This window comes from Anaerolinea thermophila, from assembly GCF_020723905.1.
Lineage (GTDB): Bacteria > Chloroflexota > Anaerolineae > Anaerolineales > Anaerolineaceae > Anaerolinea > Anaerolinea thermophila_A.
Genome location: NZ_DYHZ01000004.1, coordinates 270,947 through 297,600, shown reverse-complemented (window position 1 = coordinate 297,600; position 26,654 = coordinate 270,947). Strand labels below are relative to the sequence as shown.

General features: G+C 60.0%; 26 protein-coding genes and 1 tRNA gene. 9 read left to right on the top strand and 18 right to left on the bottom strand.

All coding sequences use genetic code 11. The features are described 5' to 3' along the window. The first annotated feature begins 225 nt into the window (after positions 1-225). A complete protein-coding gene (locus LHF31_RS08135; protein ID WP_298008668.1) occupies positions 226-645 on the top strand; it encodes an MGMT family protein in 420 nt (139 codons plus the stop codon). Here LHF31_RS08135 and LHF31_RS08130 read toward each other — a convergent pair. Beyond that, a complete protein-coding gene (locus LHF31_RS08130; RefSeq protein WP_298008670.1) occupies positions 636-2,195 on the bottom strand; it encodes a hypothetical protein in 1,560 nt (519 codons plus the stop codon). The genes LHF31_RS08135 and LHF31_RS08130 overlap by 10 nt on opposite strands. Position 2,196: 1 nt before the next feature. Then, the gene (locus tag LHF31_RS08125) at positions 2,197-4,692 is read right to left on the bottom strand and encodes an ATP-binding protein (RefSeq protein WP_298008672.1); all 2,496 of its coding nucleotides are present in this window, start codon (positions 4,690-4,692) and stop codon (positions 2,197-2,199) included. Positions 4,693-4,974: 282 nt separating this feature from the next. Here LHF31_RS08125 and LHF31_RS08120 point away from each other — a divergent pair, with 282 nt between their 5' ends. From LHF31_RS08120 to LHF31_RS08105, 4 genes are all read left to right on the top strand, one after another. Next, positions 4,975-5,856, top strand: coding sequence for a fumarate hydratase (locus LHF31_RS08120; RefSeq protein ID WP_298008675.1), 882 nt, complete (start codon positions 4,975-4,977; stop codon positions 5,854-5,856). A 14-nt stretch (positions 5,857-5,870) separates the two neighbouring features. Further along, a complete protein-coding gene (locus LHF31_RS08115) occupies positions 5,871-6,500 on the top strand; it encodes a FumA C-terminus/TtdB family hydratase beta subunit (RefSeq protein ID WP_298008678.1) in 630 nt (209 codons plus the stop codon). A gap of 342 nt (positions 6,501-6,842) precedes the next feature. Continuing rightward, positions 6,843-7,778, top strand: a complete 936-nt coding sequence (locus LHF31_RS08110) for a DUF4268 domain-containing protein (protein WP_298008680.1) — start codon at positions 6,843-6,845, stop codon at positions 7,776-7,778. Between the two features lie 300 nt (positions 7,779-8,078). Next, the gene (locus tag LHF31_RS08105) at positions 8,079-8,381 is read left to right on the top strand and encodes a hypothetical protein (RefSeq protein WP_298008683.1); all 303 of its coding nucleotides are present in this window, start codon (positions 8,079-8,081) and stop codon (positions 8,379-8,381) included. Positions 8,382-8,447: 66 nt separating this feature from the next. Here LHF31_RS08105 and LHF31_RS08100 read toward each other — a convergent pair whose 3' ends face one another. The 4 genes from LHF31_RS08100 to LHF31_RS08085 all read right to left on the bottom strand — a co-directional run bounded on the left by LHF31_RS08100 (position 8,448) and on the right by LHF31_RS08085 (position 10,896). Beyond that, on the bottom strand, positions 8,448-9,296 hold the full coding sequence (locus LHF31_RS08100; protein WP_298008685.1) for a substrate-binding domain-containing protein: 849 nt from the start codon (positions 9,294-9,296) through the stop codon (positions 8,448-8,450). Next, the gene (locus LHF31_RS08095; protein WP_298008688.1) at positions 9,284-10,015 is read right to left on the bottom strand and encodes a phosphate ABC transporter ATP-binding protein; all 732 of its coding nucleotides are present in this window, start codon (positions 10,013-10,015) and stop codon (positions 9,284-9,286) included. Before LHF31_RS08095 ends, LHF31_RS08100 begins: the two co-directional genes overlap by 13 nt. Positions 10,016-10,021: 6 nt before the next feature. Next, positions 10,022-10,678: an ABC transporter permease gene (locus LHF31_RS08090; RefSeq protein WP_303774077.1), complete on the bottom strand. Its 657-nt coding sequence runs from the start codon at positions 10,676-10,678 to the stop codon at positions 10,022-10,024. 68 nt (positions 10,679-10,746) lie between these two features. Further along, on the bottom strand, positions 10,747-10,896 hold the full coding sequence (locus LHF31_RS08085; protein WP_298004014.1) for a hypothetical protein: 150 nt from the start codon (positions 10,894-10,896) through the stop codon (positions 10,747-10,749). Between the two features lie 371 nt (positions 10,897-11,267). On the opposite strand from LHF31_RS08085, the gene LHF31_RS08080 reads away from it, so the two are divergent. Then, a complete protein-coding gene (locus tag LHF31_RS08080) occupies positions 11,268-11,759 on the top strand; it encodes a tetratricopeptide repeat protein (RefSeq protein ID WP_298004016.1) in 492 nt (163 codons plus the stop codon). A gap of 93 nt (positions 11,760-11,852) precedes the next feature. Then, positions 11,853-12,443, top strand: coding sequence for a dihydrofolate reductase family protein (locus LHF31_RS08075; protein WP_298004019.1), 591 nt, complete (start codon positions 11,853-11,855; stop codon positions 12,441-12,443). 194 nt (positions 12,444-12,637) lie between these two features. On the opposite strand, the gene pyrH is transcribed toward LHF31_RS08075, so the two are convergent. The 9 genes from pyrH to LHF31_RS08030 form a co-directional block, all read right to left on the bottom strand. Then, positions 12,638-13,369 (bottom strand): UMP kinase, encoded by a 732-nt coding sequence (pyrH, locus tag LHF31_RS08070; RefSeq protein WP_298004022.1) that lies wholly within the window; start codon positions 13,367-13,369, stop codon positions 12,638-12,640. Between the two features lie 57 nt (positions 13,370-13,426). Next, the gene (tsf, locus tag LHF31_RS08065) at positions 13,427-14,029 is read right to left on the bottom strand and encodes a translation elongation factor Ts (RefSeq protein ID WP_298004025.1); all 603 of its coding nucleotides are present in this window, start codon (positions 14,027-14,029) and stop codon (positions 13,427-13,429) included. Between the two features lie 55 nt (positions 14,030-14,084). After that, positions 14,085-14,918, bottom strand: a complete 834-nt coding sequence (gene rpsB / locus LHF31_RS08060; protein WP_298004028.1) for a 30S ribosomal protein S2 — start codon at positions 14,916-14,918, stop codon at positions 14,085-14,087. A gap of 190 nt (positions 14,919-15,108) precedes the next feature. Next, entirely contained in the window at positions 15,109-15,705 is a 597-nt protein-coding gene (locus LHF31_RS08055; protein ID WP_298004031.1) for a metallophosphoesterase family protein, read from the bottom strand. Beyond that, positions 15,693-16,334 carry an HAD family phosphatase gene (locus LHF31_RS08050; RefSeq protein WP_298004034.1) on the bottom strand — a complete coding sequence of 214 codons (642 nt, stop codon included), beginning with the start codon at positions 16,332-16,334 and terminating at the stop codon, positions 15,693-15,695. The genes LHF31_RS08055 and LHF31_RS08050 overlap by 13 nt, the downstream gene beginning before the upstream one ends. A 58-nt stretch (positions 16,335-16,392) precedes the next feature. Then, positions 16,393-16,995 carry a hypothetical protein gene (locus tag LHF31_RS08045; protein ID WP_298004040.1) on the bottom strand — a complete coding sequence of 201 codons (603 nt, stop codon included), beginning with the start codon at positions 16,993-16,995 and terminating at the stop codon, positions 16,393-16,395. A 75-nt stretch (positions 16,996-17,070) separates the two neighbouring features. Then, complete coding sequence (gene rarD, locus LHF31_RS08040) at positions 17,071-17,952, bottom strand: EamA family transporter RarD (protein ID WP_298004046.1); 882 nt, start codon at positions 17,950-17,952, stop codon at positions 17,071-17,073. Next, on the bottom strand, positions 17,949-19,895 hold the full coding sequence (locus LHF31_RS08035) for a peptide ABC transporter substrate-binding protein (RefSeq protein ID WP_298004050.1): 1,947 nt from the start codon (positions 19,893-19,895) through the stop codon (positions 17,949-17,951). Before LHF31_RS08035 ends, rarD begins: the two co-directional genes overlap by 4 nt. A 325-nt stretch (positions 19,896-20,220) precedes the next feature. Next, positions 20,221-20,790, bottom strand: coding sequence for a DUF4256 domain-containing protein (locus LHF31_RS08030; protein WP_298004053.1), 570 nt, complete (start codon positions 20,788-20,790; stop codon positions 20,221-20,223). A 179-nt stretch (positions 20,791-20,969) separates the two neighbouring features. Here LHF31_RS08030 and LHF31_RS08025 point away from each other — a divergent pair, with 179 nt between their 5' ends. Together LHF31_RS08025 and LHF31_RS08020 are read left to right on the top strand one after the other, a co-directional pair. Then, a complete protein-coding gene (locus LHF31_RS08025) occupies positions 20,970-21,413 on the top strand; it encodes a hypothetical protein (RefSeq protein ID WP_298004056.1) in 444 nt (147 codons plus the stop codon). A gap of 46 nt (positions 21,414-21,459) precedes the next feature. Beyond that, positions 21,460-22,476, top strand: coding sequence for a hypothetical protein (locus LHF31_RS08020; RefSeq protein ID WP_298004059.1), 1,017 nt, complete (start codon positions 21,460-21,462; stop codon positions 22,474-22,476). A gap of 39 nt (positions 22,477-22,515) precedes the next feature. Here LHF31_RS08020 and LHF31_RS08015 read toward each other — a convergent pair. The 3 genes from LHF31_RS08015 to LHF31_RS08005 form a co-directional block, all read right to left on the bottom strand. Then, positions 22,516-22,588 (bottom strand) — tRNA-Thr (locus tag LHF31_RS08015). 61 nt (positions 22,589-22,649) lie between these two features. After that, positions 22,650-22,994 (bottom strand): hypothetical protein, encoded by a 345-nt coding sequence (locus LHF31_RS08010; protein WP_298004061.1) that lies wholly within the window; start codon positions 22,992-22,994, stop codon positions 22,650-22,652. Positions 22,995-23,099: 105 nt separating this feature from the next. Then, positions 23,100-26,591, bottom strand: a complete 3,492-nt coding sequence (locus LHF31_RS08005) for a transglycosylase domain-containing protein (protein WP_298004064.1) — start codon at positions 26,589-26,591, stop codon at positions 23,100-23,102. Positions 26,592-26,654: the final 63 nt, after the last annotated feature.

Here is a 26,654-nt window from a genome sequence, read left to right as displayed (position 1 = left end):
TGGATTGGAAATCCTGTGGGGATAAAGGTCATTATAAACAATCCCCATGATTTGTCAATTCTTCCAAAAGAAAAAAATCCCCATGGCATTCTCAAAGTCGAAAACGGCTAAACCGCCCCCTGCCAGCATGAAAAAACTTTCATGTGCCTGTCCCATCCCCCGGAAGCCGGTATGCTGGTATCATTCTTCATCGTCAGATGAAGGTCCGCTTCAGGAGGGTTACCCATGGCTCCATCCACCCATGCCGCGCTTCCGCGCACGGCAGAAACCGCCTTCTACACCGCCGTGTGGGAAATTACCCGCCAGATTCCCCCGGGAAAGGTGTTCCCCTACGGCAAAATTGCCGCTTACATCCCCTGCCCGCCGGAGGTCTCGCCTGACCTGTACCGCGTGCACCGCGCCCGCTGGGCAGGACAGGCCATAGCCGTCTGCCCCGATGACGTGCCGTGGCACCGCGTCCCCGCCGCGGATGGACGCCTCATCATCGTGGGCAAGAGCCGCGAGGAACAGCGCCGCCGCCTCGAAGCCGAGGGGGTTGCCTTTGACGCCAGAGGCAGGGTGAAGATGTCACTGCACCTGTGGGAAGGTCCCGATCCAGCCTGGCTGGAAGAACACGGCTTCCTGCGCGCGCCCGATCAGCGCTGAATGCGCGCCTCTGCCGAGCCATCGGGTCTGGCGGTGACCTGCGCATCGCCCCGCACCAGCCTGCCCTGATAAGCCAACTCGCCCGCCTGAACCTCCCACCCGCTCAACACAAAGGGGAAGACCGGCAAAATGCCAATCCATTCCCCGTTGTAACGGCGCACAATGTGCACATGCCTGCCGGTGGCTGCGCCGCCCTCGCAGGAAGGATGCCCCAGCCAGTCGTTGACCTGCACGCGGGTTCCCACCGGTAAGCGCCCCTCATCGGCAAGATGCAGGTAGAGCAGTGTCCAGCCGGTTTGCTCGCGACCGTCCCCGTCGGTATCCAGCACCAGCGCGCCGCGCTCCGAGCGCGCCACCACCCCCGCGGCGCTGGCAGTCGCCCAGTGACTGGACGTGGAACACCCTTTGGGTTGTTCCACTGGCGCAAAATCCACCGCTCCGCGCGGACTGCCCAGTCCCCAGGCAACATGCGGACCGCCCGTAAAACTCCAGGCTTCGCCTTCCGGAAAAGGCAGTTCCCAGAGCGGTTCGTTCAGCGCCTCGCGGGCGGGCAGATGCGGCTCGTAAGGCAGGGCATTTTCCCAGGGACTGCCAAACAGGCGCGTGTACACTGCCAGCAAGCCCTCTGCGCCGTAAAGGCTCTCGGACCAGCGCGATCCATCGCGGGTGAACTTTGCCCCCAGATTCTGCACCGCCACCGAACCGGCATTGAGGAACGGGCTGGGCAGGTAGGCAGTACCATCGGCAAACTCGATGTGGTCCAGCGTGCCGCTCCGCCAGCCGTAGTAGCCCATAGTCAGAAAGCGGGTGGAGAGCAGCCATTCGCGGTACAGCCCCACGTGCGAAGGGGCATCGAATCCCAGCGGATGATCCGTGTTGACCGCGGCAGGCTCGCCCAGCACCCAGCCGGAGCGCCATTCCAGCACCGCCAGCAGCAGGCGCGGGTTAATGGACGTCTCCAGCGCCACCCGCCGCACAATTTGCCCACCGGTGAGCGTCTCGCCCTCCACCGTCTCGCTGTAGCGGCTGAGGAACCCCTGAGTCTGCGCCACCCACGCTTCCACATCAAAATCTGCCGAAGGCGGACCGTACACCACCTCGCTGTCGGGGAAGAGCGCCGTCCCGCTCAGCGTCTGAGAGAAGAACACCGGCACCTGTATCTCCAGCCCTGCGGGCAGGAGCGCCTCCGCTTCCAGGGGTTGTGGGGTGAGGAGAGACGTGGTGGAATCCAGACGAAACCGCCGCCGGATGACATCCAGGGTATCGCCGGGCTGGGTGAAGTACGGGAAGTTCTCGCCGTTGCCTGAGTAGGTATCCAGCGGAAGCGGCGGGGTGAAATGCTGCGGGATCCGCAGTCCGCGGAAAGCCTGCGCCGGCAGAGGGGTGCTGACAGGGGCATCTGGCGGCTGTGCGCCCTCCGCAGGAGGAGGTAAATCCGCGGCCGGAGCGGAAGTCTCCTGCGGCGCGGTGGGCAGGTTGCACGCCAGCGCGGGCAGGGCAAACAGGAAGAAAACGGTCAGCGCCAGACGGATTGACAGGCGGGCGTTCATCTCAACGCGATATGGCGAGGGCTTCCAGCGTCATTCCCTGCGCCTGAACCAGATACACCGGAATCCATGCCAGAGCGGCAATGTCGAGGAAGATGTCCTTGCGCTGGGGAGTCAGGGTGATTTCGGTGATTTCGGCGGCGGCTTTCGCCCAGCGTTCCTGCGCCTCGCGCAGGGCTTCTTCTTTCTGCTTTTGCAGGTCTTCGTACTCATCCTGCAGGGTGTCCAGGGCTTTCTCGGCGGCTTCCAGTTCGGCTTTGGCTTTGGCGGTCATGCGCCCTTTGGAAAGCGCGCTGGAGATACTGCGCTTGCGCCCGCCAAACAATCCCAGCACCAGTTCGGCGCCGCTTCCCAGTTCTTCTATGCGTCGTCTGCCCACCTCATCTTCGTACTTTTTGACAATGGTCTGCTGACGCTCCACCCGCCGCGCCAGATTTTCCAGTTTGCTGCGGAAGGTGCTCTCAATTTTCTGGGTTTCCTCTTTCAGCGCCCGCCTTGCGGCTTCGTCGCATTTGGAGCGAAAGGTCGCCATGGTATCGTCGGCATCGCCGTACAGTTTCAGGGTTTCATTCGCCAACAGGCGCAGACTGCTGCGCCGGTAGAGCCAGTCCAGAAAATCCTTTTGCGCCGCCGCAAGGGTGCGGGGGTTGGCAAACGCCGCGGGTAGCGGCTCAAAGCGCGCATCGGGCAGGGGTTGAGGATCCAGTTTCCGCGGGTCAAAAGGCGTACGCAGGCAGGCTTCCCAGTCAATGCGCCCGTTGGCGGCATCCTGCACCAGACAGGCTACCTGCTGGACGGTATCCACGCTGTACCGGCGGTTGAGGTAGCGCACCTCTGCCTGGAAAAGCAGAGCGGGGCGGTAGAACAACCCTTCGGGACGGGCAGGACCGCTGAAAGCGCCGCCGCGCTGTGCCAGCGCCTGGCTCAGGGTGAGTTCGGTGGGCAGGAATACCACCGGCACGCCTGCCGGCGGAGGCGGCGGAGTACGGGTCAGCGTACTGAAGGCGCCCGCTGAAGGCGCCCCTGCCGCGGCAACCGGCGCGGAGCCTGCCGCAGGGACAGCGGCAGGCGCGGTGGTGGTGACGTTCACCGCGGCGCCTTCCGGCGCAGAACCCAGCGCCTTCAACCCGCTTAACTGCGCGCGGGTGAGCGGACCGGCAAGGTAGTTAAGACACCAGCGGGTGGAGAAAATCTGCGCCCCGCCGCGGTGATGCACATTGTGAAGCAGGAACGTGCGCGGCTTCAGCGCCGAAATCAGGCGGGCATACCCGGCGCGGTCCACCCCGCCCTCGATGGCTTGCAAGCCGTCCAGCAGGCGTTCCCTGTCCTGCTCGGTTTGCAGGCGCCCGATGAACCACGTACCGGCGTTCGAAAGCCCCTTGTAGTCCACATCCACCGGATTCTGGGTTGCCAGCAACAGCCCCAGCCCGAAGGCGCGCGCCTGTTTAAGCAGGCGCAACAGCACCGGGCGCGAGGGCGGATTGGCAATGGGCGGCAGGTAGCCGAAGATTTCATCGAACGCCAGCAGGGCGCGCAGTCCACTGCTGCCGCGCTGGGAGCGCATCCACGACTCCACATTTGCCAGCAGGAGGGTGACAAAGAACATGCGCTCGGCTTCGCTGAGGTGCGCCAGATAGAAAATGCTCATGCGCGGGCGTCCCTCGGGGGTGTACAGGAAGGACTGCGGATCAATGGACTGTCCGCGCGTCCATGCCTGGAAAGAGGGCGCGGCAAGGAAGTTGTTTAACAGCACCGCCAGATCGAAACGGTCCTTCTCCGGGAAAAAGCGGTCCACCGGAAAAGCGCCCAGGCGCTCGAAAGGCGGCGTCTGCACCTGCATAATCAATTCGCTCAAATCCAGGGCAACGCCTTTGCTCCACGCCGATTCGATCAGATTGGAGAGCAGAATGTGCTCCCGCGAACGCAGGGGGTCGAGGTCTTTCAAACCCACCAGCCCCAGCAGGGCGGTAACGGTGGCGGCAATGCGCTCGCGCAGAACCTCGCCGTGTTCCTCAAAGGTCAGCCCGGCGGGGGGCGCAAACGACGAGAGCAGATTGACCGGTTCGGCGACGGTGGAACCGGGGGAGTACACCACGTAATCCACGGCTTGCTGAAGTGCCAGCAGGTGATCGCGCCCCAGCCCCCAGCCGCTCAAGCCCTCGCGCCACTTTGCCGCCGTCGCCGCCGCCAGTTCGGCAACGCTCTGATTCTGCCGGCGGGCGGTTTCCGGGTCAATCCACGGCTCAAAGTCTTCCGGGCGCAGATCGGGGAAGTGCAGGAGCAGGTTGGTCAGGTCGCCCTTGGGGTCAATGACGATGGCAGGAATGCCGTGCAGGGCGGCTTCTTCCAGAATGCCGATCATCAAACCGGTCTTGCCGGAACCGGTCATCCCGACAATCACGCCGTGAGTGGTCAGGTCATCGGGATCGTAGGTGACGGGTTGGGGTTCACCCCCTTCAGCGGCAAGCGTACGCCCAAGGAAAAAAGGGGAAGGTTTCATGCGGGTTCCTCTCCTGCCAGCCAGAATACCACAAAGGTTTGAAAAAATGATAAATCAAATCGGCTTTTGGCGCAACTGCCCCGCGGCGCGCATACCCCCCGATGATTTCCTCATCCCCAGCCCTTGCAGTAGAGGACAAAGGGGAGATGCCGGGGTAAGGGTTCTGGTTCACCTCTGAGAAAATCCCCGCAAGTTTCTGCAATAGGGTGAAAAATCCGGAGAAATCTAATAAAATAAGTGTAAAATAAAGGTACACGGTTGTATTTTCCCCGGAGGCGGAAGATGGAACATCTGAAAGAACCTTTAATTGAGTTGATTCGGCTGGCGGCAACCAACCTGCCCCCCGATGTGGAAAAATCGCTCCGGCAGGCGCTGGAGCGCGAGGAACCCGGCTCGGCGGCATACGGCGCACTGGAAACCATCCTGAAAAACGTGGAACTCTCCCGCAGGCGCTCCACCCCCATCTGTCAGGATACCGGCACGCCCATCTTTTACGTGTACCACCCCGAAGGCTGGTCCACCCGCAAACTGCGCCAGGTGATTCAGGAAGCGGTGGCAGAAGCCACCCGCCGGTCTTACCTGCGTCCCAATTCGGTGGATTCGCTGACCGACAAAAACACTGGCAACAACCTCGGCGATGACCACTTCCCCACCATTCACTTTGAAGAGGTGGACGGCGATACCCTCACCGTGGACCTGATGCTCAAAGGCGGCGGGTGTGAGAACGTCGGCGCGCAGTACTCCCTGCCTGCCCGCGTGGGCGGCGGCGTGCCTGCCGGGCGCGATCTGGAAGGTGTGCGCCGGGCGGTGCTGGATGCCGTTCAGAAAGCCCAGGGACAGGGCTGTTCGCCGGGCATCCTCGGGGTTGCCATCGGCGGTGACCGCGGCTCTGCCTACTATGCTTCAAAAGAGGTGCTCTTCCGAAAGATGGACGAACCCAACCCCGATCCGCAACTGGCGGAGATGGAAGAACGCATCACCGAAGAAGCCAACCAGCTGGGCATCGGTCCCATGGGGTTTGGCGGCAATACCACCGTGCTGGGGACGAAGATCACCGGTTTGCACCGCCTGCCCGCCAGTTATTTCGTCACCATCTCGTACATGTGCTGGGCGTACCGCCGCCGCAGAATGATCTGGAAAGACGGTCAGGTGACGTACGAATAAGAATGGAGGTTGCCATGCGCAAAGTGCAGATTCCCATCTCAGATGACGTGGTGCGCTCGCTGGAAGTCGGCGACCCTATCACCCTTTCGGGGGTCATGGTCACTGCCCGCGATGCGGCTCACAAATGGCTGATGGACACCTTCATCACCCATAAACGCGAACCGCAGGGCGATGATCTGGAAGTGTACGAAGCCCTCAAGAAACTGCTCAACGGCGGGGTGATTTACCACTGTGGTCCGGTGGTGAGCCAGACGGAAACCGGCGAGTACCGCTTCGTGGCGGCGGGTCCAACCACCAGCATCCGCGAGGAACCCTATCAGGGCGACATCATGCGCCATTTCAACGTCAAGGGCGTCATCGGCAAGGGCGGAATGGGTGCCAAAACCCTGCAAGCCTGCCAGGAAGTGCCGGGGTTGTACCTGCACGCAGTGGGCGGCGCCGCCTCGTGGCTGGCGCAGACGGTGAAGCGCGTGCTGGGCGTGTACAAACTGGAATTCGGCGCCCCCGAAGCCTTCTGGGTCATTGAGGTCGAGGACTTCCCCGTGGTGGTGACCATGGATGCAGGCGGCAACAGCCTGCACGCCGAAATCGAAGCCCGCTCGGCAAAAGTGCTGGAAGACCTGCTCAGCGAAGAAACATCCTGAGACGCTTCAGGGCTGATTCTGCTCCCGCCAGCCGATTCAAAGCAAATCCCTGCCCATCGTTCGCCCAATGGGTGAGGGTGGTTTGATTTTAAGCGCCTGCCCTTTCCGGACCAGGCTTTATCGTGCAGGTTGAGGGGTTCTGGTATCCGGGGTGGATGAAGCAGGCATTAAGAAGGGCTTGACTTCAAGGGGTAGGTATATATTTTTTTACAGGATTACTTCGAATAACCATAACATCCTTTTTGGAACTGGCTATCCAGTAAAAAGGCAGGATATTTGAAATCCGTATAATGAATAGTTAGTCTTTGGTATAATTGGTAGAATAGATAAAAGGAGGCTGATATGGTTCAAATTGGCAAACTTACCCGTGTCCCATTGCGCGAAGTGTGGAACCACGAAGCCCGCAACTTTAGCCGCTGGCTAGCCAAAAACCTTGACTATCTGGAAAAGTGTACCGGATTGTCTCTCTCATTGGTCGAAACAGAAGCGTCCATTGGTGATTTTGCTGTAGACATCTTGGCGGAAGACCGCGATGGGAATCTCGTGGTGATCGAAAACCAGCTGGAGCGCACAGACCATGATCACTTGGGCAAATTGATCACCTATATGTCCAATCACGAGGCCAAGACAGCCATTTGGGTAACCAGTCAGCCCAGACCAGAGCACGAAAAGGCTGTACACTGGCTCAATGAGATGCTTCCGGCCGATACTGCTTTTTATCTGATTCAGGTAGAAGCAGTTCGGATTGACGACTCTCCCTCTGCCCCACTTTTCACCGTGATCGCTGGACCTAGTCCCGAAAGTCGTCAAATTGGCGCTCAGCGCAAAGAACTGGCTGAACGGCATATTTTGCGGCTGGAGTTTTGGGAAAAACTGTTGGAAAAAGTCCGTCAGCGCTCCGCACTTTTTTCAAACATTTCTCCCTCGAAGGAACATTGGATTAGCACTGGCGCTGGAAGAGCTGGCCTCACATGGGCTTATGTAGTTCTCAAAGACCATGGCCGGGTGGAACTTTACATTGACACACAAGATAGTGAGCGTAACAAGGTTATCTTTGATTTTCTAGCCCAACGTAAAGAAGCCATAGAGCAAGCCTTTGGGGCACCCCTGGAATGGCAACGATTGGAAGAGAAGCGCGCCGCGCGTATCTGTTATTATATTCATGGTCACGGCGGCCTCCGCAACCGCGAAGGTTGGGACAAATTGCAGGATTCGATGATCGATGCCATGGTTCGTCTGGAGAAGGCGTGCAAACCTCATATCGAGAAACTGCCTTGAGGAATCTCTGTAATCGCTGTAAGAATCTTGCCAAGACAGCCTTTCTGTAGAAGCCTAACCTGCAACTGGAGCAAGCAACGTCAACGATTGGGCGGACAAGAAAAGCAGTACCGGTACTGTGGGAAAGAATCAATGCCGGGAACTTTGTGAACATTCACCCGCAAACAGGGTGGCTGGACAGTTGTGATGTGCTATCCGGGTAAGTGATAGTCTCAAGACGGCGGATGACACTTTCCGGGTGAATGTGGTGCGGGCGCGGGTGTTTCCACCTCTTGTCTTGAAAAGCAGCCCATAAGGGTGGTGGAAAAAGAGCGCTATCTCCGTGTGCGCTTCTGGTGGGCAGTCAATGACCTGGTGCGCAAAAATGCAAAAGCGCAGATTCCCGCAGAATACCTCGAGAAGTTACACGAAAATCTCACCCGACTATCCGACCTTTTAGATGAAAAGAAACCCGATGAGAGGATTATGAAAGCCGAGATAGCTAGGGAAACGGGAAACTTTGCGCAGGCAATGCGTTTGTTAGAAAACGTTCCTCCAGAATACAACTGGGTTGTTAATCCCATCATGGTATTATCGAAAAAACAGGACCATGCGGTGGCGTAGTTGTACCCTGAGCCATAAAAGGCGGGCTAACCCCTCGTTCCAGCCCACTGCGCCGCCGAAGACGCCTCAGGGCTGATTCTGCTCCCGCCAAAGCCGTGAATCGGGGAAGAAGAGCGGTTGTCCAAACTCGTCCACACCAAAGCGGGCAATCCTTTGCTGAACGGGGACGGAAATCAGCCAGTCCACAAAGGTCTCTGCCCACTCCACCTGAATATCCGCCCCCCGGGCAGGACTGACCACAATTGCCCCATAGGGGTTGCGCAATCCTTCCTCTTTTTCCCGTAAAATCACCAGTTGCAGTCCGTTTTGCTGACGGCGCAGGAAGGTGGCGCGGTCGCTGAGGGTGTAGGCGCGTTGTTCTTCGGCAAGGGTGAGCACTTCGCCCATGCCCTGCCCCGCCGAGAAGTACCAGTCCTCGCCCTGCGGGTGGATACCGGCTTGCTCCCACAAAGCCTGCTCACGGACATGGGTGCCGGAGGAATCGCCGCGGGAGATGAAGAATGCCCGGCTCCAGGCAATGCGCTGGAAGGCTTCGGTCATGGAAGCGGCGCCGCGCGCCTCTGCGGGATCTTCCGCCGGTCCAACCAGCACAAAATCGTTGAACATTACGTCCTCGCGGCGCACCCCGTACCCAGCCGCCATAAACGCCTGCTCCCGCTCGAAATCGTGCACCAGCAAGACATCGGCATTGCCATCCTCGCCCAGTTTCAGGGCTTGCCCCGTGCCAGTGGCAATCACATCCACCCGGACAGGATAGGCTTCCTCAAAGACCGGGATGAGCATATCCAGCAGTCCCGAATCCTGCGTTGAGGTCGTGGTGGCAAGGCGCAAATGCGGCAATGCAGAAGGTCTCTGGCAGGCGCTGAGCGCCAGAAGTGCAAGGAGGAAGAAGAACGCCCGTTTCAGCACACCCATTCTCCATGAATAAAAGCGCGGGTGCGGGCGTCGCCGGGCGACTCAAAAAAGGTATGGGTATCCCGCACCTCGATCAACTTGCCGTCCAGCAGGAGCGCAGTGCGGTGTGCCAGCCGGCGCGCCTGAAAGACGTTGTGGGTAACGATCACCAGCGTCATGCCGTACTGACGGTTCAGACGCTGGATGAGATCTTCAATGAGGCGCACGTTGTAGGGATCGAGATTGGCGGTAGGCTCATCCAGCAAAAGCACCTCTGGTTGAAGGACAATGGCGCGCGCCAGAGCAGTTCGCTGAATCTCCCCGCCGGAGAGGGTGCGGGCGCGCACATGTGCCATCCTGTCCATGCCCACCTCGCGCAGGGCTTGCTCCACCCGCGAATGGTGGTCGCGCTCGCCGCGCAGGCGCAACCCATACATCACATTGGCACGCACGCTGTCATGGAGCAACACCGGACGCTGAAACACCATCGTCACCCGCCGCCGCAGAGAAAGCGGCATTTCGGCGGTCAAGGGGGTGAAGGGGTAGTTCTCAAAAAGGATTTGCCCGCGGGCAGGGGATTCGAGAAACGCCAGCAGGCGCAGAAGCGTGCTTTTTCCCGCTCCGCTGGGACCAACCACCGCCAGAATCTCGCCCCTGTAGATGTCCAGTTCCGGCACATCCAGCACCGTGCGATTCTGATAGATTTGCTGAAGACCTTCCACCCGATACAGAATGTCCATAGGATTTCAGTCGTTCTGCCAGCGGTCCTGCAAGATAAAAAGCAACGCGTTCACCACAAAAGCCATGCCCAGCAAAATCAGGCTGAGCGACAGTGCCGCCTCAAAGTTACCCTGACGCGTTTCCAGAACGATGGCGGTGGTGAGTACGCGGGTGCGTCCAGCGATATTGCCGCCCACCATCATCACCGCCCCCACCTCGGAGATAATACCCCCAAAACCCGCCACAATGGCAGCAATCACCCCGTTGCGGGCTTCGCGCAGGATGGAAAGCGCCGCCTGGGCGCGGGTGGCACCCAGCGCCATCACCTGCAGGCGCAGAGCAGGGTCCACCGCCTGGATGGCGGTCATGGTAAAGCCCGCTACCAGCGGAAACGCCAGAATGATCTGCGCCAGAATCATGGCTTCGGGAGTGAACAAATCGGGCAGAAAAGGCAACCCCGCCAGCGGACTGCGCTGGGAGAGCAAAAAATACACCAGCAAGCCAATGACCACCGGGGGAAAGCCCATGCCGGTGTAAATCAGAATGACGGCAAGCCGCTTTCCGGGAAAGCGGTTCAGTCCCAGTAAAACACCCGCAGGAATTCCCAGCAGAGAACTGAAAAACAGGGCTACCCCGGAAACGCGCAGAGACAGAAGGACAATTTCGCCAGCCTGAGCATCCATGAAGTCTGCAATGATTGTACCTGAAAACCCCGCAAAGGGGATTCTCAGCAGGCTGGTTGAAGGGGCGCTTAATCGCTCACCAGTGTGCCCACGGGTTCGCCCTTCAGTGCGCGAATGAGGGCGCTCAGGAGCATGCCGGGTACGTACAGACTGGAATCTGATGCCCCCGAAGCCTTTCGGAGCATTAAGGTACAGGATTTTCCAGGAGAGATTTCCATGCAAGCCGAAATCGAATCCCACCTGACAAAAGCCCCCGAGGACCTGCCCATCATTCGCCCGATGGGTGAGGGTGGTTTTCGTGCAGGTTGAGGGGTTCTGATATCCAGGGGGGAATGGAACAGGCGGGAAAAATACTTGATTTTGCGGAGTTAGATATATAATTTATTTATTATTAATCATTTCGGAGGGTTTCCAATCCCAGGGCAAAACAGGTCATAACATCCTTTTTCGGCTGGCTGTACGCGAAAAAACCGCGTATCAAAAGATAGTCTGAGCGTTTCGCCATACCCCCTACCATAAAAAAAAACACAGTAGAAACAGCGTTTTTCCAGCAGATGATCTGCAACACATTCAGCAGGAGATCAGGATCATGGCAGTAAAATGCACCAGTTGTGGAGCCAATGTATCTGACTACGATAAAGTATGTTCGTACTGCGGCAGTGAAAACCCCGAATATCGCTCACCCGACAAAGAGATCACCATCCTGATGAGCAGTGGAGTTGAATTATTTTATAAAGAACATTATGCGGCAGCGATCGCGTGCTTCCTCGAGGTGATTGATCGCACGCCAGAGATGTTTGATGCCTATTTTTACTTATCGGCCTGCTTTAGCGCTTTGAATCGCCCGGGAGAAGCGCTTAAGGCTATGGAACAGGCTCAACAGATTCGCCCTGGCAGTGCACCCCTCTATTTCAACCTGGCTACCCTCTCCAGACAGGTTGGACGAGAAGAAGATACCCGAAAGTACCTGGAACAGGCCCTTGAAGCCGCAAAAACGGATGCCATGCTGACAGATCGGAAAGAATTTGAAAACCGTGTCAGGAAAGAACTGGGAAAATATAAGCGATGGAAATTGTTCTAAACTTCGCAACCCGCTGACGCAAACCGCTGGCTGGCTTGCTGAAAAAAATACCGGATTACACTATAATCATTCAAACATGGAAGAAACCCAGTTATGAGAAAAATTATTGTGCTTGAACATATTTCCCTTGATGGTGTCATACAGGCCCCGGGCGGACCCGAAGAGGACATGAGTGGTGGTTTTGTGCATGGTGGGTGGATCAGTTTATTTTCCGATGATGTCCTTGGAATGCTTCTGAGAAGGCAGATGAACTTGCCGTTCGACCTGTTGTTAGGACGCACCACCTTTGAAATCTGGGAGTCATACTGGCCTCAACATGGGAATATATGGCCCAATGTCAACGCAGCAACCAAGTATGTTGCATCAAATACCAGAACCTCCAGCAATTGGCAGCCGTCTGTGTTTTTAAATGGAGATATTGAAGAAAAAGTTGCCGAAATCAAACAACAACAGGGTTCAGATTTGCACGTCTGGGGAAGTAGCAGACTTGTTCAGACCCTTATCAAGCATGATCTGGTAGATGCATTCTGGCTGATGATATACCCAATCACATTGGGCGCTGGAAAGCGGTTATTTGCCGATGGCACAATTCCAATGAGGTTCAAGGTGACAGAAAGCAAAGTCACCCCGAGCGGTGTTATTGTCGTGAACTACGAGCGCGCACATGCCCTTAATAGCAAGTAAAGTATTTCACAACAAAACACCACCCAACTCAGCCCTCAGCCGGCTGGCAGGATTCTGCGGCACTTTTGGATGCCTTCCTTAACCGGGTATTCTCTGTTCCCAAATAATCCATACCCTGCACCTCCCCCCCACAAACAAAAGCGCACGGAGATGTTCTCCCCGTGCGCAAAACAGCAGGCTGGTTGAAGGGGCGCTTAATCGCTTACCAGTGTGCCCACGGGTTCGCCCTTCAGTGCGCGAATGAGGGCACTCTCATCCCACAGGTTGAGGACCAGGATGGGCATCTTATTGTCCATGCACAGGGAGAGCGCGGTGCTGTCCATCACCTCCAGGCGCTGGTTGAGCGCCTCCATGTAGGTGATGCGCTCAAAGCGGCGGGCGTTGGGGTTTTTCTTGGGGTCGCTGTCGTACACCCCATCCACCTTGGTGGCTTTGATGAGCACATCGCACTTCAATTCGGTGGCGCGCAGGGCGGCGGCGGTATCGGTGGTGAAGTAGGGGTTTCCCGTGCCTCCGCCGAGGATCACCACCCGCCCCTTCTCCAGGTGACGGATGGCGCGGCGGCGGATATACGGCTCGGCAACCGAGTGCATCTCGATGGCAGACTGCACCCGCGTAATCACGTTCATGCTTTCCAGCGCATCCATCAGCGCCAGAGCGTTCATCACCGTCGCCAGCATGCCCATATAGTCGGCGGTGGCGGGATCCATGCCACTGTTCTGTCCCACCCGTCCGCGCCACAGGTTGCCCGCGCCAATGACCACCGCCACATCCACGTTCATCTCGCGCACCTGTTTGATGCGCCGGGCAATATCGCGCACGCACACAGGGTCAATGCCGAAACCATCTTCTTTTGCCAGCGCTTCGCCCGACAGTTTGAGAAGGATGCGGCGGTATTTCAATCCATTTGAGGGGGTTGTTTCCATGCAGTACTCTTCTCCATTTCCAGAAAAAAAGCCAACCTTTCGGTTGGCTTTGAGAGGTTAACTCGAGGCTTCGCCCAGTTCCCAGCGGACGAACCGCCGCACGACGATGTTCTCTTTCAAAGACACTGCCAGTTCGTTGTACAGATCCTGGATGGTCTTGCTCTCATCGCGGATGTACTTCTGGCGCATCAGCACGGTCTCGTCCTTGAATTTATTGAGGTACCCCTCGACAATGCGGGGAATCACCGCTTCCGGTTTGCCCTCTTCGCGGGCGCGCGCCGCCGCAATGTCGGCTTCGCGCTTCAGTTCGGCTTCGGGGATGTCCTCTTCCTTGATCCAGCGGGGGGAGGAAGCCGCGATCTGCAGCGCCAGTTCATGGGCAAAGGCGCGGAAGGAGGCTTCGCGGGCGACGAAATCGCTCTCGCAGTTGACTTCCACCACCACTGCCACACGCCCGTTGCCGTGCGAGTACACTTCGATAACGCCTTCAGAAGCAGTGCGGTCTGAGCGCTTGGCGGCTTGCGCCAGCCCTTTCTCGCGGAGGTAATCTACTGCCTTTTCGTAATCGCCGTTGGATTGCTCCAGCGCCTTTCGGCAGTCCAGAATACCTGCGCCGGTTGCCTCGCGCAGTTGCTTGATCATTTCAGTCGTAATTGCCATGGTCTTTTTCCCGTCTTTCTCAAAATGTGCCAGATTCGCTTACCAGAGGAATGCACTATTCCTCGATCTCGTCATCCACCATCCCCTTCATCTTTGCCAGCGTGGATTCGCCCAGCAGGGCTTCGTCGTCAATATCCTCTTCCACGCCCACGGTCACCGCGCTAAAGTCCACCGCGGCTTCTTCCTCGCTCACTTCTTCCTTGCGGTAGGCTTTGCCCTCAATGACGGCATCGGCAATCTTGCCCACCAGCAGTTTGATGGCGCGGATGGCGTCATCGTTGGAGGGAATGACGTAGTCCACGCCGCGCGGATCGCAGTTGGTATCCACCAGCGCAATCACGGGGATGCCCATCTTGTTGGCTTCGTGCACGGCGGTGGCTTCGCGATCCACATCCACCACGAAGAGCAGGTCGGGCAGGCGCTTCATCTTGCGGATACCGCCCAGGCGCACCTCGAGGCGGTCAATCTCACGCTGAATCAGCAGACCTTCCTTCTTGGTCAGGCGGGAAATCTCGCCGCTATCGCGCATGCGCTCCATGCGCTCCAGTTCCTGAATACGCTGATAGAACGTAATCCAGTTGGTGAGGATACCGCCCATCCAGCGCTCCACCACGTAGGGCATACCGCAGCGCTCGGCTTCCTCGCGCACGGTTTCCTGCGCCTGGCGTTTGGTGCCAACAAACAGCACCGTACCGCCGTTGGCAACGGTATCGCGCACCAGGTTGTACGCCGTATTCAGGGCTTTAACAGTTTGCTGAAGATCGATGATATGAATCCCGTTGCGCTCGGTGAAGATGTACGGGCGCATGTGGGGGTTCCATTTGTTCGTGCGGTGCCCAAAGTGGACGCCGCTCTCCAGAAGGGCTTTCATGGAGATCACAGTAGCCATTATTCTTTTTTCTCCTTTGCGTTATTCTCCCGCTGTCCTCATCCCGCTTCCTCACCCCCTGCGGGGGCACGCAGAAGCAGTCAGCCAGCGTGTGAGTTGATTTTTTGCTCCCCTCTTCGGCGAGCCGATGGATTTTACCACAGAGTAAGCCGAATCGTCCAGATTCTGGATGTACTGATGAGTAAGGTGCTTAATCTCTGACCCACCCACCGCGCTGGACTTTCCAGCCTTTCAGCACATGAATTTCCCCCTCCACCCTGCCGCTGGCGTCCATGCGCAGGATGCCAAACGAAGGCGGCACCCGCCCGGGGATGATGCCAAGACTGGCAGAACCCGGATTAAAGAAGAGTTTGCCGTTCTCGCGGCGGTTTTCTGCCTGATGAGTGTGCCCGTAGAGATACACATCCGCCTGCGGACAGGTGCGCAGGAGAACGTTGCGGTAGCGCTCGAAGCGGTAGCCCTGCAGGACATACAGGGTTTTGTCCCACCAGTAGCGCAGGAAAGAGCCCTGCCCGTGAATCAGCGCCAGACGCACGCCGCCCAGTTCCATCTCCACCACCCACGGCAGGGACGGATGGAACATCCAGTCGCGGTTGCCACGCGCCGCTGTAACCGGCGCAACCTGCTCCAGTTCCTCCAGCACCGCCGGAACACACACATCTCCGGCGTGCAGGATGCGCTGTACACCCTGCCTGCGCAGAGAAGAAATCAGTTCAGGATGCAGGGCATTAACCCGGTCGGGGACGTGCGTATCGGCAACCACGCCAAGGGTGATCAGCGGCTCCATCTGTTCTCCAGCAGGCGGCGCAGGGTATCGAGGGTCTGAGCGGTGTTCTGGAAGTGCACGCCCACCAGCCCGGCGCGGCGCGCGCCTTCCACGTTTTCCACAAAATCATCCACAAAGACGGTTTGATGGGCTGACACACCCAGATGCTCCAGCGCCGCCGCAAAGGCACGCGGATCGGGCTTGCGCGCCCCCAGCATGGATGAGGTCAGCCACACCTCCACGGCGCGGTCGAGCAGGTCGGCGGGGGCGCCGTAAGCGCACAGCAGAGCGCGCAGGTCGCGTGTCCAGGCGTTGGAGAGCAAGCCCGTACGCACCCGCGGACGCGCCTCTGCCAGAAAGGTCAGCAGAGCCGTATCCACGCGGTCTCCTGCCCAGAACTGCTCGCGGAAGGCACTCAACTGCGGGGGCGAAAGGCGCAGGGTGCGGGCAATGGCGTCCCACACGGCAGGCTCATCCACCTCGCCGCGTTCCGCCGCCAGCGCCGCCGGAGAGGCAAAGACCAGTTTCTCCAGTTCGGCGCGGGTCATCCCGTACTCACGCGCCAGCGCCTCGCGTGGCGCGGGATCTTCGGTGCGCAGAATCACCCCGCCCACATCAAAGAGAAGGGCTTGAATGGAAGTCGTCTGCATGGGGAAAGTATAACACGAGCATCACCGCACGTCCGGTAAGGAATCCGGTATTGGATCTTCAAATTAAATATATCTTTACTTCAGTATCCCCATCGTTGACTTCGACGATGAGCGGTTCGCGGGACCTGCCGACCGCGTCCAGCATCTCCGGCATGGATTCAACCACCCCGGGCTGGTCGCGCAATCCGGGGATGACGCCGCCAAACAGGGTGAAGAACCACTTTCCCATCAGAATGGGAATGGGGAACGAAAGCGCCACCTGCATCTTGCCTTTCTCGCGCACCCGCAGGTGCAGCCAGCGCGCCTTCCGGCTCCACAGCGCCAGCACCGCCACCATCAGACCGAGAAAGAGCGGGAAAAAGCCGCAGACGAACCAGAACGGGCTTGAGGAAGCATATCCCAGGGTGATGAGGGAAATGCCCACCACCAGGATGAAACCGCCAATGCCCAGCGGCACCAGCCACCACAGTCGCCAGCGGTTGAGGCGGAGATCCACCTCCGCAGGGCTTTCCAGCACCTCACCCTCCACCGGCGGGACATCCTCCGCGGGCGGCTCAGTCGGGGTGGACGGGGTCTCCCCGCGCAGCATTGCCTCTGCCTCTTCGGGAGTCAGTTCCCCGCGCTCCACCTTTGCCAGAATCTCACGCATGGATTCAGCCATGAAAATCCTCCATACACCAGACGGATACCCTCATTTTACGCCCGTTGCGGCATCCCGGGGCGCATTCCGGCATCTCTACCCGGTGGCAGGGACAGCCCGGCGCTGATGCAGATACCCCTCCACCAGATACAGCGCCAGCGCCAGCCACACCACCCCAAAGCCAATCAGGCGCGCCTGATCGAACGGCTCATGATAGAGAAAAACCCCCAGCAGAAACTGAATGGTCGGCGAGAGGTACTGAATCAACCCCATGGTCGAGAGCGGAATGAGGCGCGCCCCCATGCCGAAGAAGAGCAGTGGGGTTGCCGTCACCACCCCCGCCAGCGCCAGCAAAAAAGATCGCAGGGCACTGCCGTGCAGGAACGCCCCCTGCCCGTTGACCTCCAGATACACCAGATACGCCAGCATCAGCGGGGTGACTGCGCCGGTCTCCAGCGTCAATCCGTGCAGGGAATTAAGCGGAAAGGTCTTCTTCAGGTAGCCATAAATACCAAAGGTGAACGCCAGCGCCAGCGCCAGCCAGGGCAAACGCCCATAGGCAACGGTCATGTACAGCACGCCCACCATCGCCAGCCCGATAGCCGCCCACTGCGCAGGGCGCAGACGCTCGCGCAGGAACACCACCCCCAGCAGGACGTTCACCAGCGGATTGATGAAGTACCCCAGCGAGGCTTCCACCACATGATTGGCGTTGACGCCCCAGATGTACAGTCCCCAGTTCAGGGTCACCAGCGCCCCCGAGAGGGCATATACCAGCAAGACCCGCCGCGAAAGCATGCCGCGCAGGGCTTCCCACTCCCGCCGCAGGGAGATCAGGAAGACCAGAAACACCAGCGACCACACCACACGGTGTGCCAGAATCTGAACCGAAGGCACATCCTGCAGGGCTTTCCAGTACAACGGAAAAACGCCCCACATGCCGTAAGCCAGAAACGCGTACAGGTAGCCTTTTTTCACGGCTGACAACCCTCACCGATATGGATATCTTCAATGTTCCACAGGAAACTGCGCGCCGTGGGATCAAGCGCAAAACCGCACAGATCGGGGCGGGCAATGGCAATCTTCAACTGAAAGTACAGCGGCAGGACGGGCAACTGCTCTGCAAAGACTTTCTCGGCGTTCTGCAGGGCTTGCAGATCTTCTGCGGGGGTGGCATGCGCCCGCAGTGAATCCAGACACGCCGCATCGTAGGCGGGCGAGGAAAAACCGCTCACGTTGACGCCAATCCACTGGTTGATGGCACCGGGGATCTGGGCACTGGTGTACAGCGCGCAGGCATTGCGCTGACTGGTCTGCCAGTAGAACATGGCAAGGTCAAAGCGCCTGCCAAAGACTGCCCCATCCGGACCGGGGGCGAACATCTCGCCGGGGGGCAACTGGGCAATGGTCGTTTCAATGCCGCAGGCGCGCCAGGACTGCTGAAGGGTCTGCGCGGTCTGGGTGCGCAGTGCCGCCTGTGTGGTGAGCAATTCCACCTTCAGAGGGGTGCCGTCGGGGACGCCGCTCACCCCCTGCGCCACGCGCGGGGTGCCGGGGTCGTTATCGAGGTCCTTCCAGCCCACCTCATCCAGCAGGGCACTCCCCCGCGCCGGGTCGTAGGGATATTCGGGCAGTGCCTCTTTGTTGTAGGCGGGGTGATCGGGCGCCAGATAGCCGCGCGGCACTTCCACACGGTTGAAGAACACCTGCCGGACAATCGCCTCCCGGTTGGCGCACAGTGCAAACGCCTGGCGGGTGCGCACGTCGCCGAAGAAATCGGGGCGGTCGCCCGCCGCCGGGTCGTAGCCGTCATCGTAAGACGCCGGGCGGATGCCAAACGCCACATGCTCCCACTCCGGACCCTGCGCCAGCAGTAACTGCAAGCGCCCGTTGTTCTGCGTGTTGATGAGTTCTTCCAGCAGGGGCAGGAAATCGGCATTGGGTTCGACGATGTCGCACTCGCCCGCCACCAGCGCCATCAAAGCGCTGTCGGGCGGATTGCCCGAGAAGCGGAACACCAGCGTATCGAAGGCAGGCAACCCCTCGGCGGCGCGGAAGTACAGCGGATTCTTCTTCAGGGTGATGTGATCGCCCGCCGTCCACTCCTGCACCGTATACGCCCCCCAGCCCAGCGGCGCGCGGCGAATCTGCTCATCCTGTAAAATCTGCGCCGCGCTCAGCGTCCCCCAGGCATGTCTGGGCAGAGGCAGGAAGAAATACGCCGGGTAGTTGCGCTCCAGAAAACCGGGCACGCCCACCCACTCCACCGTACGCTCATCCAGCGCCGTGTAAGAGAGAGTGCGGTCAATCAGCCCCTTGGCGGTCGGCGTTGCCGGGTCGGCGGCAATATTGAAGGAAAAGACCGAATCTTCGGCGGTGAGCGGGGCGCCGTCTGACCACTGAATGCCCTCCTTGAGGCGGAAGGTGACCGTCAGACGATCCATCTGCAGAGAACTGGATCCGTCCCAGGTGACGGCGCACTCCGGCGAGGCACACCCCGCCGGGAGCACCTGCACACCCGCCGCCAGCGCCACCAGATTGCCCGCCGCATCCACCACAGGGTCGCCTGCCCGAACCTCAACCGCTTCAATGCGGGCATCGCCGTCGCTCAGCGCGGGCATCTTCTCCAGAATCACCGGCTGGACGCCGTACTGACGGGTATCAAAGGGACCATCGTACAGGGCTTCCAGCACCGCCCACATACTGCGCGAATTGCCGCCGTAGGGATACAGCGTCTGCGGTTCTTCGGCAAGGCACACCACCAGCGTACGGGGCATTTCCGGGGTGGGGATGGGCGTTTCGGTGGGGGTAGGGGGTAAGGCGGTGGGCGTGACGCTCGCCGCCGGGGTGGGGCTGGGCGGCACAATACATCCGCTCACCAGCGCCAGAGTCATCAGCACAAGAGGCATCCAGCGTTTCACAATCATTCCTCCATTATATACAGCCGCAGAGACACGGCTGAGACACTGCCAGGTTCTGAAAGAGCAATCTATCACATGCGGGGGAAGGCGTCAAGCATGGGAGAACGCTTAACGGGCTTTCTCAAAGTTGAAAACGGTGAAACCACAACCTGTAAACGTCAAGAAAGCATTCCTCCACTCGCCCCATCCCCCCTGCCCCTCTTCCCCGAGGAGAAGGGGGGCTGTTTGTCTGGGATACTGCCGATGGCAGAAAAAGCAAAACTTTTTCTCCTTCACACTGCCAGGAAGGAATGAAAGGGTGAGATAGAGAACAATGGAACCGCCTTTACACCCTCAACAGACCGCGAAACCCTCTGGATGCGTAGTAAGAATCGGCGCCGTTGTGATAGACGAAGACAGTGTTATACCGCCGGTCACAGAAGAGCGCGCCGCCCAGCCGACGAATCTCCGGGGGCGTTTTCACCCAGCTGGATGTTCTGGTGTCAAACTCTCCCAGCGTTTGCAGAAACCGGTACTGCTCCTCCGTCAGAATCTCGATGCCCATGGCGGACGCCATGTCCACTGCATTTCCCAAGGGCTTGTTTTCCCTGCGGGCTTCCCAGGCTTCGCGGTCGTAGCACAGACTCCGGCGTCCCTTTGGGCTTTCCTCCGCACAGTCGCAAAACAGGATTTCGCCCGTCTTCTCGTCAACGCCGATCACATCCGGCTCACCGCCCGTCCGCTCCATCTCGTAGAGCGAGAACCATTTTTCGGGGCGCTCGTCCAGACGCGCCTGCACCCGGCTCCATTCCAGCCCGGCGTGGCGGTGCATGTGCTTCTCAAAACGCACCTTCAGCGTGCGGAGCAGTTCCTCCCGCTCTCCGGGAGATAAAATTTTTGGAACAGGTCCATTCATCTGTAAATTCCTTTCATTGAAAGTCCCTTCCGGGATAAAAAAAGCATAACCGAATTTCCCGCCCGGTGCAAAGGCTTTTTTGAGACGTTTTTGCAATGAAGAAGCGCCGCATCCAGACAGCCTCTGTCTTGCCGGAGAGCCTCCCCGCACCGTATAATCCTCGTTGGAGGAATGCCGTCATGAAAGCCTTGCGGTGGGTGATGCTGTTTGCGGCGCTGTTGCCGCTGATGGGGTGCCGTCTCTCGCTCCCCGGTTCGGTCGAAAATGACGATGCCCTCACCTTTGTGGTGCGCGCCGATGCTGACTGGCAGGACACCGGCATCCCGATCAAACCGGGCATGCGCGTGCGCATCCGCCAGATTTCCGGGCTGTGGTCGCCGTGGAACGGCGGCAATTTCGACGCGGTCGGGTCGGGCGGCGATCCCCGCTGTGACTGCAACGTTGCCGAAGGCATCTCACACGCCGCGCTCATCGGCAGGGTGGGCAACAGTCAGCCCTTCTACGTCGGACGGGATTTCGATCAGCGTCTGGGCGAACGCGGAACGCTCTTCCTGCGCATCAACGATACCCGCCTGGAAGACAACGCCGGTGCACTGGAAGTACTCATTGAAGTGGAGCGTTAACCCCCTGCCTTTGCCTCCGTGGGGTTCTCGGGTACAATTCGCCCTTATGAGACGTGTACTTGCCCTGCTCCTGCTCGCCCTGTGGCTGACCGCCTGTCAGGGACAGAGCCCGGTGTCGCCTTCGCCCGCCCCGGGCAATACGGCGGAGAATACCCCTGTCGTTTCTCCCACCCCCTCTCCCTCCGAGACGCCCACCCCGCCCCCGCAACGCATGGTGGTGTACGCTCCGGCAGATGTCAACCCTGAGTGGGTGGAAACAGCGCGCGCCCATCTGGAAACGCTTGCCAGCGGCGGCGCCCCCGTAGAGGTGCTTTCAGAGTGGAGCGAACGGGCCTTCGGGGCAGACGTGCCGCTGGTGCTGGCGCTGGCAGAACCTCCCTCGCTCGGCGATGCCCTCAACGCCGCGCCGCAGACGCGCTTTGTGGTGCTCTCCGCTCAAACCCTGCCCGAAGCCCCCAACCTCACCACCCTGCTTGCCGATCCACAGGCGCTGGCGTTTGCCGCCGGTCTCACCGCCACGGTCATTTCGGATGACTGGCGCGCCGCGGGTTTGATTCCCTCCAGTCAGCCCGGCATTCAGGAAGCCTTTTTGAACGGCGGGCGCTACTTCTGCGGGGTATGCTCGCCCGGCTGGCCCCTCGGCATGAACTTCCCCCTCACCGCCGGGGTGGACACGGACAGCGGCAGCGACTGGGCGGCAGTGGCGGCAAAACTGTTCGACGAAGGCAAGGTGGACGTCTTCTACCTCTCCCATGCCGCCGTTCACCCCGAGGTGATTGCTTACCTGAAGGGGCTGGTGCAGTTCACCCAGCCGGTGCGGGTGCTGGGCATCGTCCCCCCGCCCGAAGCATTATCCGAACAGTGGGCGGTGACGCTGGACTGGGATCTCACCGCCGCACTGGATGAGGTCTTCTCCGCTTCTGCGCCTCCCGCCCTGGTGCGGGTGCCGATTGCTTTTACCCACGTGAACGAGGCGCTCTTCTCCCCCGGCAGGCAGGAACTGGTGCGCGGCGTCCTGGCGGAAATGCAGGTCGGGCGCATTGCGCCGCTCAGCGTCCCGTAGGATTCGATTGAGCCAATTCCGGGAAATTTAAACAAAAAGAGCCACCGGTGGGATTCGAACCCACGACCTGGCGTTTACGAAACGTCTGCTCTGCCGGCTGAGCTACGGTGGCGTGTGCGCGCCAAATTATACAGCAGGCTGGCGTTTCTTTCAAGGTGCGCTGTGCGAATCCATCATTCAACTGGCGGAACGGGCGCCTGCAGGCGCAGGGCGGCGGCACGGGTATTTTCCTCAATGGCAATAAACAGGTACACCCCCTCGCCGATGGCATACAGGGAAATTGCCCACACCGCCCCGGCGATCAGCACCACACCGCTTATAATCACCCCGCCCAGCGCGCCGAACACTTCCATGCCGTGCATGCCGTACTCGCGGGCATAATCTGCCATGCTGGCGCCGCCCATGACCGAAACGGCACAAATGCCCAGGGCGAGAATCAGCATCGCCACACCGACCACCACGCCAAAGATTTTGTACAGCGTCCCCACGAAACGCAGGACTTTGAAACGCTTTTCCATGTCAACCCTCCAGAGGCAAATTGGATGGACAGGTTAAGCATAGCACGGTTTTCCCTCACCGGCGCACAACGGCGCACAGCCAGTGAAAACCGTGCTTCCCGGGGCTTACACTCGTTCCAGCGCTGCCCCCGCGGTGGCTACGGGCGTATCTGTTGGCACGGGGGTGGGCGTCTCCGTGGGGGTAGGCGTCAGCGTGGGGGTGGGTGTCAGAGTGGGCGTGGGCGTCACCGTCGGGGTCAGGGTGGGCGTCGGGGTGGGCGTGGGCGCCTGAATGCGCAGGCGGATGCGCTTCTCGGCGTAGCCGTCCTCGGTGCTCTCCAGATAAATGCGCAGGGTGATGGTCTCACGCGGCACATCCTGCAAATCCCACGAGTAAATGCGGTCGGGCGACTTGACCGGCGAGGTCATGCCCTCCAGCAGGGTCTTCCACTCACCGGGGTCGCTCCCCAGTCCCCACTCCAGACGCCAGCGGCGGAAATCGTCGGTGGCGTCCACCACCGCGTAAATATCCAGCGGCGCCGAGAGGATGGCTTGATCTTCCGCCAGCCCGGCAAAGTAAATGTTGGGACGGGGATCGCTTTCCCGACATTCCCGTTCGGGGATGAAGAAGAAATCATCCGAAAAGCCAATGCTCTCCGCCCAGCGGCGTCCTTCTTCGGTCTCCCGAATCCAGCGCACCGCGTCCTTATCGGTGACGTTGAGGACAAACTTCTCGGCGGTAAAGCCGGAGCACGCCGCCGATGCGCGCAGCCCCGTCCAGGTGTCAATCTGAGCGCGCTTCCACAGATCTTCATCCTTGGGCAGGGGCAGTTGATCGGCGGCAAAGAACTCGGTGCGCTGACCCGGACACCACTCCGAAGGCTCGGTTCCGGAGATGGCGCACACCACCCGCTCGACCACATTGGCAGGGCGCACAAAGGGGCTGGGGTTGCCGCCGGTGAGGGCGGGGACGGCAGTCTGCATGAACTGCGCCCAGATGGGTGCGGCGCCGGTCACCCCGCTGACGCCTTCCATGGGGGTGTAATCGGCGTTGCCCACCCACACGCCCACAGCAAGGTCGGGGGTATAGCCCAGCGTCCAGTTATCGCGGAAGTCGTTGGTGGTGCCGGTCTTGGCGGCGGCGGGGAAGGGCAATGCCAGCACCGAGTTGGTGCCGAACATGGGCGCGCGGGCTTGATTATCGGAAAGGATGGAACTGATCAGGAAGGCATGTTCGGGGCGCAGAACCTGCTCGCCGGGGGGCGCTTTGTGCTCATAGACCACGTTACCGGCGTAATCCTCGATGCGGGTGATGGCATACGGGGGCATGCGCCGACCGGCGTTCGCCATCGTGCCAAACGCCGAGGTCATCTCCAGCAGGGTCACCTCGCCGCCGCCCAGCGTCAGCGAAAGCCCGTAATCATCGCGCGTCAGGGTGGTGATGCCCAGACGTTTCGCCATGCCGATCAGCCCCTCGCTCTGCGGGGTGCTGGGGTCATCGTAGATGCCCACGAACTGCAGGGCTTTGACGGCAGGCACATTGTAGGAATTCGCCAGCGCACTGCGCACCGTGACGGGACCGTGGAAGCGTCCATCGTAGTTGACCGGCTTGTACGGCTCGCGCGGGTCGTCGGGTCTGCCGGATGGCGGAAACTCGGAGGGCACGTCCCAGATGAGCGTGGCGGGCGTCCAGCCTTTTTCAAACGCCGCCAGATAGGTGAGCGGCTTGATGGATGAACCCGGCTGGCGCGGCACCAGTGCCATGTTGATCTGCCCGCTGATGTCCTCGTTAAAGTAATCCGCCGACCCCACCATGGCAAGAATCTCACCCGTGGCAGGACGGATGGCAACCAGCGCGCCGTTCTGCACGTTGCGCCCCGAGAGCGAACGCACCTGCTCTGCCACAATGTTCTGGGCTTGCTCCTGCAGGTTGGGATCGAGGGTGGTGTACACGGTAAACCCGGAGCGGTAGATGGTCTGGGCATCGTACTGCTCTTCCAGCAGGGAGCGCACGTAATTGACCCAGTGCGGATAGCGGATGGTGTTGCGCGGCGGCTGGAAGTTGTAGGCTTCAATCTCCTGCGCCGCGGCGGTAGCGGCGGCGGCATCCACGCACACCGGCTGGACGCTGTTGGAGACCTCAATGCAGTTCTTCTCGCGGCTCAGTTCGTACATCAGCACCAGCACCTGCTTGTGGCGGCGCAGGGCTTGCTCTCGATTGCTGAAGATATCGTACACGCTGGGGGCTTGCGGCAGACCGGCAAGGAACGAGGCTTGCGCCAGGGTCAGTTTGTCGGCGCTGGTGCCAAAGTAGGTATTGGCAGCGGCTTCCACCCCGTAGGCAAGGTTGCCGTAGTAAATCTCGTTCAGGTACAGTTCAAGGATTTGATCCTTGCTGTACCGGCGGGTGAGTTCGGCGGCAAGCACAATCTCGCGCGCCTTGCGCTGAACGGTGCGCTGGGCGGCTTCTTCCGGGCTGAGCAGAATGGCGCGCGCCAGTTGCTGGGTGATGGTCGAAGCGCCCGAAACCACCTCTCCGCTGGTGTAGTTCTGCCACAGCGCCCGGGCAATGCCGAAGGGGTCAAACCCGGGGTTGTTGTAGAACTCCTTATCCTCGGTGGCAATGATGGCGGCAACCATGTAAGGCGAAATGCGCTTGAGCGGCACGTAGGTGCGCCGTCCCGCGTTGGGGTCGAGGATTTCGTACAGCACGTTGCCGTTGCGGTCGAGAATGCGGGTGGTCTCAAACTGCGAGGCGCGTTCCTTCAGGTTGGAAATATCCGGCAGGGTGCGGGCAATGGAGAAGTACTGATAAATCAGGAAGGTTGCCACCACACCTGCCAGCACAATGATAAGGACAACAAGTCCCAGTACCGCCTGCAGGATGCATCCCCAGGGGGAGCGTCCGCCGCCTTCTTCTGTCTCCGCAGGGCGGGGCTGAACGGGACGCGCACGGCGCGCCGCGGGCGGCGGAGAAGGCGGGGTGCGCGGCGGAACGGTGGGACGTGAACCGGGTTCGCGCGCCGCAGGTCGCACCCGCACGGCAAAAGGCTGGGTGGGCGGTTCCTGCGTCGCCGGGCGCGAAGGATACAGGGTGGGCAGGTCATAGGCGCTGGGCGACACCTGAGTGGCTTCCAGATCGGTCTCTTCCACCCGTATGGGCAGGATATCGGCGTCCGATTCCAGCAGGAACGGTGGGATGGTGGGCGCCAGATGGGCTTCATCGTCCGGCACACCGCCGCTCAGCGCAGGGGCTTCGCTTGCCACCTCGGGCGGCAGGGTGGGGGCTTCATCGGCTGGTGGGATGGACAAACTTTCCGGCGGCGCGCTGAACGGCGACACCGGCAAAGTCCCGGCAGGTTCGCCGCGCGGACGCAGGGGCGGTACGATGTCTTCCTCTAAAAAGGGTGGAGGGGAAGGGGGTGTCGTCTCGCCCGTAACCGGCTGAGTGGCGGCGGCATCGGCGGGCGGTTCGACGGGTCTGGGAGAAAGGCGGGAAGGCTGGGTGTTTTCCAGGGCTTCTTCCGCCTTTTTGCCTTCCTCAAGGATGCGGCGCAGTTTCCGCCCGGCGGTATCTTCCGGGGGATTCACAGGTGGGAGTTTCTCTTCTTCGTCCATAAGTACCCTTCAAAAGTATTGTAACATAAACGCCAGGGCATCAAGGCACACCGCTCTCGCGGA

Coding starts and splice junctions, on each gene's coding strand:
- LHF31_RS08135 (WP_298008668.1), top strand. CDS start 226: ATGGCTCCATCCACCCATGCCGCGCTTCCGCGCACGGCAGAAACCGCC.
- LHF31_RS08130 (WP_298008670.1), bottom strand. CDS start 2,195: ATGAACGCCCGCCTGTCAATCCGTCTGGCGCTGACCGTTTTCTTCCTG.
- LHF31_RS08125 (WP_298008672.1), bottom strand. CDS start 4,692: ATGAAACCTTCCCCTTTTTTCCTTGGGCGTACGCTTGCCGCTGAAGGG.
- LHF31_RS08120 (WP_298008675.1), top strand. CDS start 4,975: ATGGAACATCTGAAAGAACCTTTAATTGAGTTGATTCGGCTGGCGGCA.
- LHF31_RS08115 (WP_298008678.1), top strand. CDS start 5,871: ATGCGCAAAGTGCAGATTCCCATCTCAGATGACGTGGTGCGCTCGCTG.
- LHF31_RS08110 (WP_298008680.1), top strand. CDS start 6,843: ATGGTTCAAATTGGCAAACTTACCCGTGTCCCATTGCGCGAAGTGTGG.
- LHF31_RS08100 (WP_298008685.1), bottom strand. CDS start 9,296: ATGGGTGTGCTGAAACGGGCGTTCTTCTTCCTCCTTGCACTTCTGGCG.
- LHF31_RS08095 (WP_298008688.1), bottom strand. CDS start 10,015: ATGGACATTCTGTATCGGGTGGAAGGTCTTCAGCAAATCTATCAGAAT.
- LHF31_RS08090 (WP_303774077.1), bottom strand. CDS start 10,678: ATGGATGCTCAGGCTGGCGAAATTGTCCTTCTGTCTCTGCGCGTTTCC.
- LHF31_RS08085 (WP_298004014.1), bottom strand. CDS start 10,896: ATGGAAATCTCTCCTGGAAAATCCTGTACCTTAATGCTCCGAAAGGCT.
- LHF31_RS08080 (WP_298004016.1), top strand. CDS start 11,268: ATGGCAGTAAAATGCACCAGTTGTGGAGCCAATGTATCTGACTACGAT.
- LHF31_RS08075 (WP_298004019.1), top strand. CDS start 11,853: ATGAGAAAAATTATTGTGCTTGAACATATTTCCCTTGATGGTGTCATA.
- pyrH (WP_298004022.1), bottom strand. CDS start 13,369: ATGGAAACAACCCCCTCAAATGGATTGAAATACCGCCGCATCCTTCTC.
- tsf (WP_298004025.1), bottom strand. CDS start 14,029: ATGGCAATTACGACTGAAATGATCAAGCAACTGCGCGAGGCAACCGGC.
- rpsB (WP_298004028.1), bottom strand. CDS start 14,918: ATGGCTACTGTGATCTCCATGAAAGCCCTTCTGGAGAGCGGCGTCCAC.
- LHF31_RS08055 (WP_298004031.1), bottom strand. CDS start 15,705: ATGGAGCCGCTGATCACCCTTGGCGTGGTTGCCGATACGCACGTCCCC.
- LHF31_RS08050 (WP_298004034.1), bottom strand. CDS start 16,334: ATGCAGACGACTTCCATTCAAGCCCTTCTCTTTGATGTGGGCGGGGTG.
- LHF31_RS08045 (WP_298004040.1), bottom strand. CDS start 16,995: ATGGCTGAATCCATGCGTGAGATTCTGGCAAAGGTGGAGCGCGGGGAA.
- LHF31_RS08030 (WP_298004053.1), bottom strand. CDS start 20,790: ATGAATGGACCTGTTCCAAAAATTTTATCTCCCGGAGAGCGGGAGGAA.
- LHF31_RS08025 (WP_298004056.1), top strand. CDS start 20,970: ATGAAAGCCTTGCGGTGGGTGATGCTGTTTGCGGCGCTGTTGCCGCTG.
- LHF31_RS08020 (WP_298004059.1), top strand. CDS start 21,460: ATGAGACGTGTACTTGCCCTGCTCCTGCTCGCCCTGTGGCTGACCGCC.
- LHF31_RS08010 (WP_298004061.1), bottom strand. CDS start 22,994: ATGGAAAAGCGTTTCAAAGTCCTGCGTTTCGTGGGGACGCTGTACAAA.
- LHF31_RS08005 (WP_298004064.1), bottom strand. CDS start 26,591: ATGGACGAAGAAGAGAAACTCCCACCTGTGAATCCCCCGGAAGATACC.